The organism is Streptomyces sp. PL-29, assembly GCF_058344425.1.
Map to the genome: position 1 here is coordinate 1,193,633 of NZ_CP136996.1, position 13,129 is coordinate 1,206,761.

General features: G+C 70.2%; 12 protein-coding genes. All 12 read right to left on the reverse strand.

The features are described from left to right. Positions 1-60 precede the first annotated feature (60 nt). Positions 61-1,275, reverse strand: a complete 1,215-nt coding sequence (gene coaBC, locus R4Z63_RS05410; RefSeq protein WP_384453652.1) for a bifunctional phosphopantothenoylcysteine decarboxylase/phosphopantothenate--cysteine ligase CoaBC — start codon at positions 1,273-1,275, stop codon at positions 61-63. Positions 1,276-1,405: 130 nt separating this feature from the next. Then, positions 1,406-1,678 carry a DNA-directed RNA polymerase subunit omega gene (gene rpoZ / locus R4Z63_RS05415; protein WP_004948662.1) on the reverse strand — a complete coding sequence of 91 codons (273 nt, stop codon included), beginning with the start codon at positions 1,676-1,678 and terminating at the stop codon, positions 1,406-1,408. A gap of 74 nt (positions 1,679-1,752) precedes the next feature. Beyond that, positions 1,753-2,316 carry a guanylate kinase gene (gmk, locus tag R4Z63_RS05420; RefSeq protein ID WP_078556873.1) on the reverse strand — a complete coding sequence of 188 codons (564 nt, stop codon included), beginning with the start codon at positions 2,314-2,316 and terminating at the stop codon, positions 1,753-1,755. 61 nt (positions 2,317-2,377) lie between these two features. Next, a complete protein-coding gene (locus R4Z63_RS05425; protein ID WP_037926146.1) occupies positions 2,378-2,701 on the reverse strand; it encodes an integration host factor in 324 nt (107 codons plus the stop codon). Positions 2,702-3,047: 346 nt separating this feature from the next. Continuing rightward, on the reverse strand, positions 3,048-3,887 hold the full coding sequence (pyrF, locus tag R4Z63_RS05430; RefSeq protein ID WP_037926138.1) for an orotidine-5'-phosphate decarboxylase: 840 nt from the start codon (positions 3,885-3,887) through the stop codon (positions 3,048-3,050). Beyond that, a complete protein-coding gene (locus R4Z63_RS05435) occupies positions 3,884-4,993 on the reverse strand; it encodes a quinone-dependent dihydroorotate dehydrogenase (protein ID WP_037926135.1) in 1,110 nt (369 codons plus the stop codon). Before R4Z63_RS05435 ends, pyrF begins: the two co-directional genes overlap by 4 nt. Before the next feature lie 89 nt (positions 4,994-5,082). Then, on the reverse strand, positions 5,083-8,391 hold the full coding sequence (carB, locus tag R4Z63_RS05440) for a carbamoyl-phosphate synthase large subunit (protein ID WP_037926132.1): 3,309 nt from the start codon (positions 8,389-8,391) through the stop codon (positions 5,083-5,085). Then, a complete protein-coding gene (gene carA / locus R4Z63_RS05445; RefSeq protein ID WP_037926129.1) occupies positions 8,384-9,532 on the reverse strand; it encodes a glutamine-hydrolyzing carbamoyl-phosphate synthase small subunit in 1,149 nt (382 codons plus the stop codon). The genes carB and carA overlap by 8 nt, the downstream gene beginning before the upstream one ends. Continuing rightward, a complete protein-coding gene (locus R4Z63_RS05450; RefSeq protein ID WP_037926128.1) occupies positions 9,529-10,110 on the reverse strand; it encodes a PH-like domain-containing protein in 582 nt (193 codons plus the stop codon). Before R4Z63_RS05450 ends, carA begins: the two co-directional genes overlap by 4 nt. Next, positions 10,107-11,393, reverse strand: a complete 1,287-nt coding sequence (locus R4Z63_RS05455; protein WP_037926126.1) for a dihydroorotase — start codon at positions 11,391-11,393, stop codon at positions 10,107-10,109. The genes R4Z63_RS05450 and R4Z63_RS05455 overlap by 4 nt, the downstream gene beginning before the upstream one ends. A 2-nt stretch (positions 11,394-11,395) precedes the next feature. Next, positions 11,396-12,391 (reverse strand): aspartate carbamoyltransferase catalytic subunit, encoded by a 996-nt coding sequence (locus tag R4Z63_RS05460; RefSeq protein WP_037926124.1) that lies wholly within the window; start codon positions 12,389-12,391, stop codon positions 11,396-11,398. Positions 12,392-12,520: 129 nt separating this feature from the next. Next, the gene (gene pyrR / locus R4Z63_RS05465) at positions 12,521-13,096 is read right to left on the reverse strand and encodes a bifunctional pyr operon transcriptional regulator/uracil phosphoribosyltransferase PyrR (RefSeq protein ID WP_037926123.1); all 576 of its coding nucleotides are present in this window, start codon (positions 13,094-13,096) and stop codon (positions 12,521-12,523) included. Positions 13,097-13,129 lie beyond the last annotated feature (33 nt).

A 13,129-nucleotide genomic window follows, 5' to 3' on the forward strand; every position in this document is an offset into this window, starting at 1 on the left:
GTGTGACCTGCGGCACTCCCATTCTTGCGTACGGAGGTGACCGAGTGAAGGGGAATCGACTCAGGCGCGTCGCGACGCGAACCGCTGCGTAACCCGGTCCCAAATCGCCTCAGCCAGCGCCTCCTTCGGACCATAGGGCACAGGATATTCCGACCCGCTGGAGTCCAGGATGACCGCCTCGTTCTCCTCGGATCCAAAGGTTCGGGTCGCGCCGACCTCGTTCACGACGAGAAGATCACATCCCTTGCGGCGCAGCTTGGCCCGGCCGTTGTCGAGGACGTCGTCGGTCTCGGCGGCGAAGCCCACCACCACCTGGCCCTCACGGGCCCGGTCGGCCGAGATCTCGGCGAGGACGTCCGGGTTGCGCACGAGCGCGACCGGGGCGGGGTCCTCCCCGTCCTTCTTCTTGATCTTGCCGTCGGCGTACTCGGCGGGCCGGAAGTCGGCCACGGCCGCGGCCATGACCACGGCATCGGCGTCCGGCGCCGCCTTGAGCACGGCTTCCCGCAGCTGTACGGCCGTCCCCACGCGTACGACGTCCACCCCGGCGGGGTCGGCCAGCGCGGTGTTGGCCGCGACCAGGGTGACCCGCGCCCCGCGGGCGACGGCCGTGCGGGCGAGCGCGTAGCCCTGCTTGCCGGAGGAGCGGTTCCCGAGGAAGCGCACCGGGTCCAGCGGTTCCCGGGTGCCGCCCGCGCTGATCACGACGTGGCGGCCGACCAGATCCGGCTCGGCCGCGCCGCGGCGCAGGACCTGTCGGCACACCTCGAAGATCTCTTCGGGGTCGGGCAGCCGCCCCTTGCCGGTGTCCTTGCCGGTGAGCCGGCCCACGGCGGGCTCGATGACAAGGGCGCCGCGGCGGCGCAGAGTGGCCACGTTCTCCCGGGTGGCCGGGTGCTCCCACATCTCGGTGTGCATCGCGGGGGCGAAGACGACCGGACAGCGGGCGGTGAGCAGCGTGTTCGTGAGCAGGTCGTCGGCGAGCCCGTGGGCGGCCCTGGCCAGCGTGTCGGCGGTGGCCGGGGCGACGACGACGAGGTCGGCGCCCTGGCCGATGCGTACGTGCGGCACCTCGTGGACGGTCTCCCACACTTCGGTGGAGGCGGGGTTCCCGGAGAGGGCGGCCCAGGTGGCCTCGCCGACGAAGTTCAGGGAGGCCGCCGTGGGCACCACCCGCACGTCGTGCCCGGACTCGGTCAGCCGGCGCAGCAGCTCGCAGGCCTTGTAGGCGGCGATCCCGCCGCTCACGCCCAGCACGACCTTCGGCTTACCCATCTGCGCACACCCCTTTTGACACTTTCGACTCGTCCGCCGCGTTCGGCTCTGATCGTCGTACCCATCCATGACACACCACAGGCCCGGCAGATGTTCTGCCGGGCCTGTGGTGAAGGAATACCTCGGTGCCTTACTGGGCCGGGGCCTCGATGGCCTCGGAGGTCAGCAGACCCGCGTTGATCTCGCGCAGCGCGATCGAAAGCGGCTTCTCGTGGACGTGGGTGTCCACCAGCGGGCCGACGTACTCGAGCAGGCCCTCACCGAGCTGCGAGTAGTACGCGTTGATCTGACGCGCGCGCTTGGCCGCGTAGATCACGAGGCTGTACTTCGAGTCAGTGGCCTCGAGCAGCTCGTCGATCGGCGGGTTGATGATGCCCTCGGGCGCAGTGATGGAAGAGGACACGCTCTACCTTCCGAAGATGGATGAAAGATGGGGCCGCCTGCGGCCGGTCGATGTCGTGGAGATCAACCGGCGATTCAGACAACTTCCATCAAGGCTAGCAGCTCACGGGCCACGTCCTCGACGGAGGTGTTGACCAGGGTGACGTCGAACTCCGACTCGGCAGCGAGTTCGACCTTGGCCGCGGCGAGCCGGCGCTCGATCACCTCGGCCGATTCGGTGCCCCGGCCGGTGAGCCGGCGGACCAGCTCCTCCCAGCTCGGCGGAGCCAGGAAGACCAGCTGAGCCTCGGGCATGGACTCGCGGACGAGCCGTGCGCCCTGGAGGTCGATCTCCAGCAGTACCGGCTCGCCGTTCTCCAGGCGCTCCAGAACCGCGCCGCGCGGTGTGCCGTAGCGGTTGCCCGCGAACTCGGCCCACTCCAGCAGCTCGCCGTTGGCGATCAGCTTGTCGAACTCGTCGTCATTGACGAAGAAGTACTGGACTCCGTGTCGCTCACCGGGCCGCGGCTTGCGGGTGGTGGCCGACACCGAGAGCCATACCTCGGGGTGAACCTTGCGCATATGCGCGACGACCGTGCTCTTGCCGACCCCTGAAGGGCCGGAGAGCACGGTCAGCCGCGGACGAACCTCTGCTGCCATAGAGCGATTATCCAGGTTCCCAGGACTGCCTGAGAACGCCGGGAGAACTTCAGCCGTCGCGTCAGGCGCTGGTGCTGCCGAACTCGCGCTCCAGAGAGGCGATCTGGTTGGAACCGAGACCCCGGACACGCCGGGATTCGGAGATGCCGAGACGCTCCATGATCTGCTTGGCGCGCACCTTGCCCACGCCAGGCAGGGACTCCAGCAGGGCGGAGACCTTCATCTTGCCGATGACGTCGTTCTCCTGGCCCGTCTTGATGACCTCTTGGAGCGAGGCGCCGGAGTGCTTGAGTCGATTCTTCACCTCGGCCCGCTCCCGGCGAGCCGCGGCGGCCTTTTCGAGCGCGGCTGCGCGCTGTTCAGGGGTAAGGGGCGGAAGAGCCACGCCTACGTCACCTCGGATGTCGAACTGTCGGATACGGACCGGTGGGGAACCCGAGGGCACCACACCTGACGAGCTCCCGAACAGCGATGGAACTCGTTCGCTGCGCGTTCACTCTGCTCGGAGACTAGCGGGCAACACCGCTCCAGTCAGCGAGAACGAACGAAAAGTCCTGGTCAGCCTCCACTGAACCGTACATCACGGACAAAATACCCCCGTTTTGTCCGGTGAAGGGCGTTCGAATTTCGTCAGAAAGTGCGAGACCCCGCTCCGGCCGGATGCGGAGCGGGGTCCTTCGGTGGGCCCACCGGCGCCCACAGGGGTCACGCAGGAGTTCTTCCGGCACACCTCACGCGGAAACGGCCTCGCGGATCTCGTCGGAGAAGCGGCGGGCCGCGTCGCGCAGCGCCGCGGCGTCCGGTCCGTGCCCCAGGACGCCGCGCGAGACGTTCGGGACCACGTTGCGCACGGCCTTGCCGAAGACGGTCGGCAGGTCCGCCGCGGTCGCGCCCTGCGCACCGATGCCGGGGGCCAGCAACGGCCCGTTGATCTCCAGGTCGAAGGAGGACAGGTCGCCGAGGGTGGCGCCGACCACCGCGCCGAAGGATCCCATCGGGGCGGCGTCCGCGTTCTCCGCCGCCAGGTGCGCCAGCATCGTGGCCCCGATGCTCCGGCCGTCCTCGCGGACCGCGCGCTGGACCTCTGCGCCCTCCGGGTTGGACGTCAAGGCCAGGACGAACAGGCCCGCCCCCGACGCGCGCGCCAGCTCCACCGCAGGTGCCAGGGATCCGTAGCCCAGGTACGGGGACACCGTCAGGGCATCCGAGAACAGCGGCGAGGCCGGGTCCAGGAAGGCGGAGGCGTACGCGGCCATGGTCGAGCCGATGTCACCGCGCTTGGCGTCCATGACGACCAGGGTCCCGGCCGCCCGGGCGTCCGCGACGGTCCGCTCCAGGACGGCGACGCCCCGGGAGCCGAACCGCTCGAAGAAGGCGGCCTGCGGCTTGAAGACGGCCACGGACTCCGCGAGCGCCTCCACCACCGTGCGGGAGAAGCGCTCCAGGCCCGCGATGTCGTCCTGGAGGCCCCACTGGGCCAGCAGGGCGGCGTGCGGGTCGATGCCCACGCACAGCGGGCCGCGGGAGTCCATCGCAGCGCGGAGGCGGGTGCCGAAGGGGGGCAGGGTCACGGTGCGGCCTTTCGGGTCTCGGCGCCCACCGCGTCGGCGAGCGTCGCGTACGGGCTGGCGGCCAGGCGGGCGGCCAGGCCCTTGTGGATGGCACGGGCGTAGAGCGGGCCCTCGTAGATGAAGGCGCTGTAGCCCTGGATCAGCGTGGCGCCGGCCAGGATGCGCTGCCAGGCGTCCTCGGCGTTCTCGATGCCGCCGACCCCCACCAGCACCAGCCGGTCGCCCACGCGGGCGTACAGGCGGCGCAGCACCTCCAGGGAGCGCTCCTTGACGGGTGCGCCGGAGAGCCCGCCGGTCTCCTTGACCAAGGAGGGGGCGGACTTCAGGCCGAGGCCCTCCCGCGCGATGGTGGTGTTCGTGGCGATGATGCCGTCGAGGCCGAGCTCCAGGGCCAGGTCGGCGACGGCGTCGACGTCCTCGTCCGCCAGGTCGGGTGCGATCTTGACCAGCAGGGGGACCCGGCGGTCGGTCACGGTGCGGTCCGCGGCCTCGCGCACGGCCGTCAGCAGCGGGCGCAGCGACTCGGTGGCCTGGAGGTTGCGCAGGCCGGGGGTGTTGGGCGAGGAGACGTTCACGACGAGGTAGTCGGCGTGGCGGGCGAGGCGCTCGGTGGAGGTGACGTAGTCGCCCACGGCCTCCTCCTCGGGCACGACCTTGGTCTTGCCGATGTTGACGCCCACGACCGTCCTGAAGACGGCCTCACGGGCCGCCAGACGGTCGGCGACGGCTGCCGAGCCCTCGTTGTTGAAGCCCATCCGGTTGATCAGCGCACGGTCCGGCACGAGCCGGAAAAGCCGCTTCCTGGGGTTGCCGGGCTGCGGCTCGGCGGTCACCGTGCCGACCTCGATGTGGTCGAAGCCCAGCATCGACATCCCGTCGATGGCGACGGCGTTCTTGTCGAAGCCGGCCGCGAGGCCGAAGGGGCCGTGCATGCGCAGGCCGAGCGCCTCGGTGCGCAGTTCCGCGTACCGCGGGGCCAGGGTGGCCGCCACGAAGGTGCGCAGCACCGGGATGCGGGCTGTGAGGCGGATCCAGCGGAAGGCCATGTGGTGGGCGGCTTCCGGGTCCATGCGCTTGAAGACCAGGTTGAAGAAGATCTTGTACATCGTCGAGAGGATCCCTCTGCGCTCGTGAAGAGGGGGACACCCGTCGTGAAACCGGTGTCCCCCTCCCCCTTTCCGGGCTGTACGGGTGTTCAGTCGCGGGCCGCGGTCAGGTGCTCCGCGTGCTCCTGGAGGGAGCGGACGCCCACGTCGCCGCGGTTGAGCGCGTCGATGCCCTGCACGGCCGCGGCGAGCGCCTGGACCGTGGTCAGGCACGGGACGCCGCGGGCCACGGCCGCCGTGCGGATCTCGTAGCCGTCGAGGCGGCCGCCGGTGCCGTACGGGGTGTTGACGATCAGGTCGACCTGGCCGTCGTGGATGAGCTGGACGATCGTCTTCTCGCCGCCGGGGCCTTCGCCCTCGCTGAGCTTGCGCACGACGGTGGCGTTGATGCCGTTGCGGCGCAGGACCTCGGCGGTGCCGGAGGTGGCCATCAGCTCGAAGCCATGGGCGACGAGCTCGCGGGCCGGGAAGATCATCGAGCGCTTGTCGCGGTTGGCGACGGAGATGAACGCGCGGCCCTTGGTGGGCAGCGGGCCGTAGGCGCCGGCCTGCGACTTCGCGTAGGCGGTGCCGAAGACGGCATCGATGCCCATGACCTCGCCGGTGGAGCGCATCTCCGGGCCGAGGACGGTGTCCACGCCGCGGCCGTGGATGTCGCGGAAGCGCGACCACGGCATGACGGCTTCCTTGACGGAGATCGGCGCGTCGATCGGCAGGGTGCCGCCGTCACCGGTCTTCGGAAGCAGGCCCTCCTCGCGCAGCTCGGCGATGGTGGCGCCGAGCGAGATGCGGGCGGCGGCCTTCGCCAGCGGGACGGCGGTGGCCTTCGAGGTGAAGGGCACGGTCCGGGAGGCACGCGGGTTGGCCTCCAGGACGTAGAGGATGTCGCCCGCCATCGCGAACTGGATGTTGATCAGGCCGCGGACGCCGACGCCCTTGGCGATGCCCTCGGTGGAGGCGCGCAGCCGCTTGATGTCGTAGCCGCCGAGGGTGATCGGGGGCAGGGCGCAGGCCGAGTCGCCGGAGTGGATGCCGGCTTCCTCGATGTGCTCCATGACGCCGCCGAGGTAGAGCTCCTGACCGTCGTAGAGGGCATCCACGTCGATCTCGATGGCGTCGTCGAGGAAGCGGTCGACCAGCACCGGGCGGGTCGGGGAGATCTCGGTGGACTCCGCGATGTACGACTCCAGGCGCGCCTCGTCGTAGACGATCTCCATGCCGCGGCCGCCGAGGACGTACGACGGCCGGACGAGGACCGGGTAGCCGATCTCGTCGGCGATCGCCTTCGCACCGGCGAAGGTGGTGGCGGTGCCGTGCTTGGGAGCGGGCAGGCCCGCCTCCGCGAGGACCTGGCCGAAGGCGCCGCGGTCCTCGGCCGCGTGGATGGCCTCCGGCGAGGTGCCGACCACGGGGACGCCGTTGTCCTTGAGGGCCTGGGCGAGGCCCAGCGGCGTCTGGCCGCCGAGCTGGACGACGACGCCGGCGATGGGGCCTGCCAGGGACTCGGCGTGGACGATCTCCAGCACGTCCTCAAGCGTCAGCGGCTCGAAGTACAGGCGGTCGGAGGTGTCGTAGTCGGTGGAGACGGTCTCCGGGTTGCAGTTGACCATCACGGTCTCGTAGCCGGCGTCGCTGAGGGCGAAGGAGGCGTGGACGCAGGAGTAGTCGAACTCGATGCCCTGGCCGATGCGGTTGGGCCCGGAGCCCAGGATGATGACCGCGGGCTTGGTGCGCGGGGCGACCTCGGACTCCTCGTCGTACGAGGAGTAGAAGTACGGGGTCTTCGCGGCGAACTCGGCGGCGCAGGTGTCGACCGTCTTGTAGACCGGGCGGACGCCGAGGGCGTGGCGAACCTCGCGGACGACGTCCTCGCGCAGGCCGCGGATCTCGGCGATCTGGGCGTCGGAGAAACCGTGACGCTTGGCCTCGGCGAGCAGCCCGGGTTCGAGCTTCTCGGCACCGGCGAGCTCGTCGGCGATCTCCTTGATCAGGAAGAGCTGGTCCACGAACCAGGGGTCGATCTTCGTGGAATCGAAGACCTCCTCCTGGGTGGCGCCGGCGCGGATGGCCTGCATGACGGTGTTGATGCGGCCGTCGGTGGGGCGGACGGCGGTGGCCAGGAGCTCGTCCTTGTCACCGGGGTCGCCGACGAAGGTGAACTGCGAGCCCTTCTTCTCCAGCGAGCGCAGGGCCTTCTGGAGGGCCTCGGTGAAGTTGCGGCCGATGGCCATGGCCTCGCCGACCGACTTCATGGTCGTGGTGAGGGTGGCGTCGGCGAGCGGGAACTTCTCGAAGGCGAAGCGCGGGGCCTTGACGACGACGTAGTCGAGGGTCGGCTCGAAGGAGGCCGGGGTCTTCTCGGTGATGTCGTTGGGGACCTCGTCGAGCGTGTAGCCGATGGCCAGCTTGGCGGCGATCTTGGCGATCGGGAAGCCGGTGGCCTTCGACGCGAGCGCCGAGGAGCGCGAGACGCGCGGGTTCATCTCGATGACGATGACGCGGCCGTCGACCGGGTCGATCGCGAACTGGATGTTGCAGCCGCCGGTGTCGACGCCGACCTCGCGGATGATCGCGATGCCGATGTCGCGCAGCCGCTGGTACTCGCGGTCGGTGAGCGTCATGGCCGGGGCGACGGTGATCGAGTCACCGGTGTGGACGCCCATCGGGTCGAAGTTCTCGATGGAGCAGACGACGACCACGTTGTCGTGGCGATCGCGCATCAGCTCCAGCTCGTACTCCTTCCAGCCGAGGATGGACTCCTCCAGGAGCACCTCGGTGGTCGGGGAGAGCGTGAGGCCCTGGCCGGCGATGCGGCGCAGTTCGTCCTCGTCGTGGGCGAAGCCGGAGCCGGCGCCGCCCATGGTGAAGGAGGGACGGACGACGACGGGGTAGCCGCCGAGGGTCTCGACGCCCTTGAGGACGTCGTCCATCGAGTGGCAGATGACCGAGCGGGCGGACTCGCCGTAGCCGATCTTGGCCTTGACGGCCTCGACGACGCCCTTGAAGAGGTCGCGGTCCTCGCCCTTGTTGATGGCCTCGACGTTGGCGCCGATGAGCTCGACGCCGTACTTCTCCAGCACCCCCTGCTCGTGCATGGAGATGGCGGTGTTCAGTGCGGTCTGGCCGCCGAGGGTGGGAAGCAGCGCGTCGGGGCGCTCCTTCGCGATGATCTTCTCGACGAACTCGGGGGTGATCGGCTCGACATACGTGGCGTCGGCGATCTCCGGGTCGGTCATGATCGTCGCGGGGTTCGAGTTGACCAGGATGACGCGCAGGCCCTCGGCCTTGAGGACGCGGCAGGCCTGGGTGCCGGAGTAGTCGAACTCTGCGGCCTGACCGATCACGATCGGGCCGGAGCCGATGACCAGGACGGACTGGATATCGGTGCGCTTAGGCACGCTCGGCCTCCATCAGGGATACGAAGCGGTCGAAGAGGTACGCGGCGTCGTGCGGGCCCGCGGCCGCTTCGGGGTGGTACTGGACGGAGAAGGCCGGCTGGTCGAGCAGCTGGAGGCCTTCGACGACCTGGTCGTTCAGGCAGACGTGGGAGACCTCGGCGCGGCCGTAGGGGGTCTCGGAGACCTTGTCCAGGGGCGCGTCGACGGCGAATCCGTGGTTGTGGGCGGTGACCTCGACCTTGCCCGTGGTGCGGTCCTGGACGGGCTGGTTGATGCCCCGGTGGCCGTACTTCAGCTTGTAGGTGCCGAAGCCGAGGGCACGGCCGAGGATCTGGTTGCCGAAGCAGATGCCGAAGAGCGGGGTCTTGCGCTCCAGGACGCCCCGCATGACGGCGACGGGGCCGTCGGCGGTGGCCGGGTCGCCCGGGCCGTTGGAGAAGAACACGCCGTCGGGGGCGACCGCGTAGACGTCCTCGACGGTGGCGGTGGCGGGCAGCACGTGCACCTCGATGCCGCGCTCGGCCATGCGGTGCGGGGTCATGCCCTTGATGCCCAGGTCGACGGCCGCGACGGTGAAGCGCTTCTCCCCGATCGCGGGGACGACGTAGGTCTCCTTGGTGGCGACCTCGGCGGAGAGGTTCGCGCCCTTCATCTCGGGCTGGGAGCGGACCTTGGCCAGCAGGGCCTCGTCACGGATGCCGACCCAGGCCTCACCGGAGAAGATGCCGACGCGCATCGCACCGCGCTCGCGCAGGTGACGGGTCAGGGCGCGGGTGTCGACGCCGGAGATGCCGACGACCCCCTGCCGGACGAGCTCCTCGTCCAGGGTTCGCCGGGAGCGCCAGTTGGAGGGGATGCGGGCGGGGTCGCGCACGACGTAGCCGGAGACCCAGATGCGGGAGGACTCGGGGTCCTCGTCGTTGACGCCGGTGTTGCCCACGTGGGGGGCGGTCATCACGACGACCTGCCGGTGGTACGACGGGTCGGTGAGGGTCTCCTGGTAGCCGGTCATGCCGGTGGAGAACACGGCCTCGCCGAAGGTCTCCCCCACTGCGCCGTAGGCACGGCCGCGGAAGATGCGGCCGTCCTCCAGGACGAGTACGGCGGGAGCTTTGGCTGCTCCCCTGGTGGAGGTCGTCATCGTTCGGCGCCTTCCGTCGTGATGGATGTGTTCATGAGGTTGATCGCTTCGACCCATGCGGCGTGTTCGGCCGCGCGGTCGGAGCGGAATCCGGAGTCGATCAGCTTGTCGCCGTGCGCCCAGGTGACGACGAGCAGACCGCCCTCGGTGAGTACCTTGCCCGCGATTCCCTTGTCGAGGCGGGCGCCGCGCAGCTGCGCGGCCGGTACGAAGAAGTCGCCTGCACCCGGTCGGACCACGTCGAGGCCCGCGTCGGTGAGGGTGAGCTCGACCCGGCTGCGGACGCCCAGGCCGTGGGCGACGATCCGGTCGAGCCACTGCCCGGCGGTGGTGGAGCCGTGGTACCGGCCGGTGAGCGCCAGCCGGTGCTCGGGAAGGCCGTCCGGGGCAGCGGGGAGCTCCGGCAGATCGTTCTGCAGGGCTCCTCGCCATTTCCAGCCCTGGCGCATCAGCCAGTACACGAACGCGATGAAGACGACCAGGCCGATCACCCATGCGATGCGGGCGCCCAGATCGGTCACCTCCGCCGACTGTCGTTCGGCGGCCTCGGCGGCCAGTTGGATCACTGCAGGTGTCACGCCAGTTTCCCGTCCACGACCGTTGCCCGGCCCCGCAGGAAGGTGTAGGTGACGCGCCCCGGCAGCTCACGGCCCTCGTAGGGCGTGTTGCGGCTGCGGGAGGCGAAGTGTGCGGGGTCCACGACACCACGGTACGAGGTATCGACCAAGGTCAGGTTCGCGGGTTCACCAGCCGAGACGGGACGGCCGTGGTGGTCCAGGCCGCCGATGCGGGCCGGGGCGAAGCTCATGCGCTCGGCGACGCCGGCCCAGTCGATCAGACCGGTCTCCACCATCGTCTGCTGGACGACGGACAGCGCGGTCTCCAGGCCCACCATGCCCATGGCGGCGGCGGCCCACTCGCAGTCCTTGTCCTCGTGCGGGTGCGGGGCGTGGTCGGTGGCGACGATGTCGATCGTGCCGTCGGCGAGGGCCTCGCGCAACGCCATGACGTCGCGCTCGGTGCGCAGCGGCGGGTTGACCTTGTAGACCGCGTTGTAGGAGCGGACGAGCTCGTCGGTGAGGAGCAGATGGTGCGGGGTGACCTCGGCGGTGACGTCGATGCCGCGGGACTTGGCCCAGCGGACGATCTCGACGGAGCCTGCGGTGGAGAGGTGGCAGATGTGCACGCGGGAGCCGACGTGCTCGGCGAGGAGCACGTCGCGGGCGATGATCGACTCCTCGGCGACGGCGGGCCAGCCGCCGAGGCCGAGCTCGGCGGAGACGACGCCCTCGTTCATCTGGGCGCCCTCGGTGAGGCGGGGTTCCTGGGCGTGCTGGGCGACGACGCCGCCGAAGGCCTTCACGTACTCCAGCGCGCGCCGCATGATCACGGCGTCGTCGACGCACTTGCCGTCGTCGGAGAAGACGGTCACGCGGGCGGCGGACTCGTGCATGGCACCCAGCTCGGAGAGCTGCTTGCCCTCCAGGCCGACGGTGACGGCGCCGATGGGCTGCACGTCGCAGTAGCCGGACTCCTTGCCCAGGCGCCAGACCTGCTCGACGACGCCGGCGGTGTCGGCGACGGGGAAGGTGTTCGCCATGGCGAAGACGGCGGTGTAGCCGCCGGAGGCGGCGGCACGGGTGCCGGTCAGGACGGTCTCGGAGTCCTCGCGGCCGGGCTCGCGCAGGTGGGTGTGCAGGTCGACGAGACCGGGGAGGAGGATCTGGCCCTCGGCCTCGATGACGGTCGCGCCCTCGGCGGAGAGGTTCCGGCCGACCTCGGCGATGGTTTCGCCGTCGATCAGGACGTCCTGCGCCTCGCCGCCGAGTACCTTCGCGCCACGGATAAGGATCTTGCTCATGGTTACTTGCTCTCCTCGGTACGGGCGGGGGCGGCGGGGGTGGTCGTGACGGCCGGCTCGGAGCCGCCGAGCAGCAGGTAGAGGACGGCCATGCGGGTGGAGACGCCGTTGGCGACCTGTTCGACGGCCGTGCAGCGCTCGGAGTCGGCGACCTGGGCGGTGATCTCCATGCCGCGGTTCATCGGGCCGGGGTGCATCACGATGGCGTGCTCGGGCATCTTGGCCATGCGGTCGCCGTCCAGGCCGTACCGGCGGGAGTACTCGCGCTCGGTCGGGAAGAAGGCGGCGTTCATGCGTTCGCGCTGCACACGCAGCATCATCACCGCATCGGACTTCGGCAGCACGTCGTCGAGGCTGTACGAGACCTCGCACGGCCAGGTCTCGACACCGATCGGGACCAGCGTGGGCGGGGCCACCAGGGTGACCTCGGCGCCGAGGGTGTGCAGCAGGTGGACGTTGGAGCGCGCCACGCGGCTGTGCAGGACGTCTCCGACGATGGTGATGCGGCGGCCGGAGAGGTCCTTGCCGAGGCCGGCGTCGCGGCCGACGAGGCGCCTGCGCATGGTGAAGGCGTCCAGCAGGGCCTGGGTGGGGTGTTCATGGGTGCCGTCGCCGGCGTTGACGACGGCGGAGTCGATCCAGCCGGAGGTCGCGAGCCGGTAGGGGGCGCCGGAGGCGTGGTGGCGGATGACGACGGCGTCGGCGCCCATCGCCTCCAGGGTGAGCGCGGTGTCCTTGAGGGATTCGCCCTTGGAAACCGAGGAGCCCTTGGCGGAGAAGTTGATGACGTCGGCGGAGAGCCGCTTGGCGGCCGCCTCGAAGGAGATCCGGGTGCGGGTGGAGTCCTCGAAGAAGAGGTTGACGACGGTGAGGCCGCGCAGCGTGGGCAGCTTCTTGATCGGCCGGTCCGCGACACGGGCCATCTCCTCGGCGGTGTCGAGGATCAGGACGGCGTCGTCGCGCGTGAGATCGGCGGCCGAGATGAGGTGGCGCTTCATCTGGATGGCTCCGTAGGTCGGGAGGGCGTGGTGCAGGCGGACTGACGTGCAGCGGACTGACGTGCAGGGGTGCGAGCGGGCAGGGCGGGGCCCGGCGCGGACCCCGCAGGGGTCCGTCGTCGAGGTGGGCTACTGTCCCGCCGCCCGGGCGGTCCGCTGGCCGAGCAGCACGGCGTCACGGCCGTCCTCCTCCTGGAGCTGGACCTTGACGGTCTCCCGCAGCGACGTGGGGAGGTTCTTGCCGACGTAGTCGGCACGGATCGGCAGTTCGCGGTGGCCGCGGTCGACGAGGACGGCGAGCTGCACGGCGCGGGGGCGGCCGAGGTCGCCGAGGGCGTCGAGCGCGGCGCGGATGGTGCGGCCGGAGAAGAGGACGTCGTCGACGAGGACGACGAGGCGGCCGTCGAGGTCGTCGCCGGGGATCTCGGTGCGACCGATCGCACGGGCGGGCTTCATCCGCAGGTCGTCGCGGTACATGGTGATGTCGAGGGAACCGACCGGGATCTTCGTGCCGGTGATCTCTTCGAGCTTGGCGGCCAGACGGCGGGCCAGGTGCACGCCGCGGGTGGGGATGCCGAGGAGCACCACGTCGTCGGCGCCCTTGGCGCGTTCGACGATCTCGTGGGCGATGCGGGTCAGGACCCGGGCGATGTCCTGCGCCTCCAGTACGGGGCGCGCGGAATCGGAGTTCTGCTGGGCGTCCATGAAAAGGACCTCCTTCTCCGCCTCACGGGACGG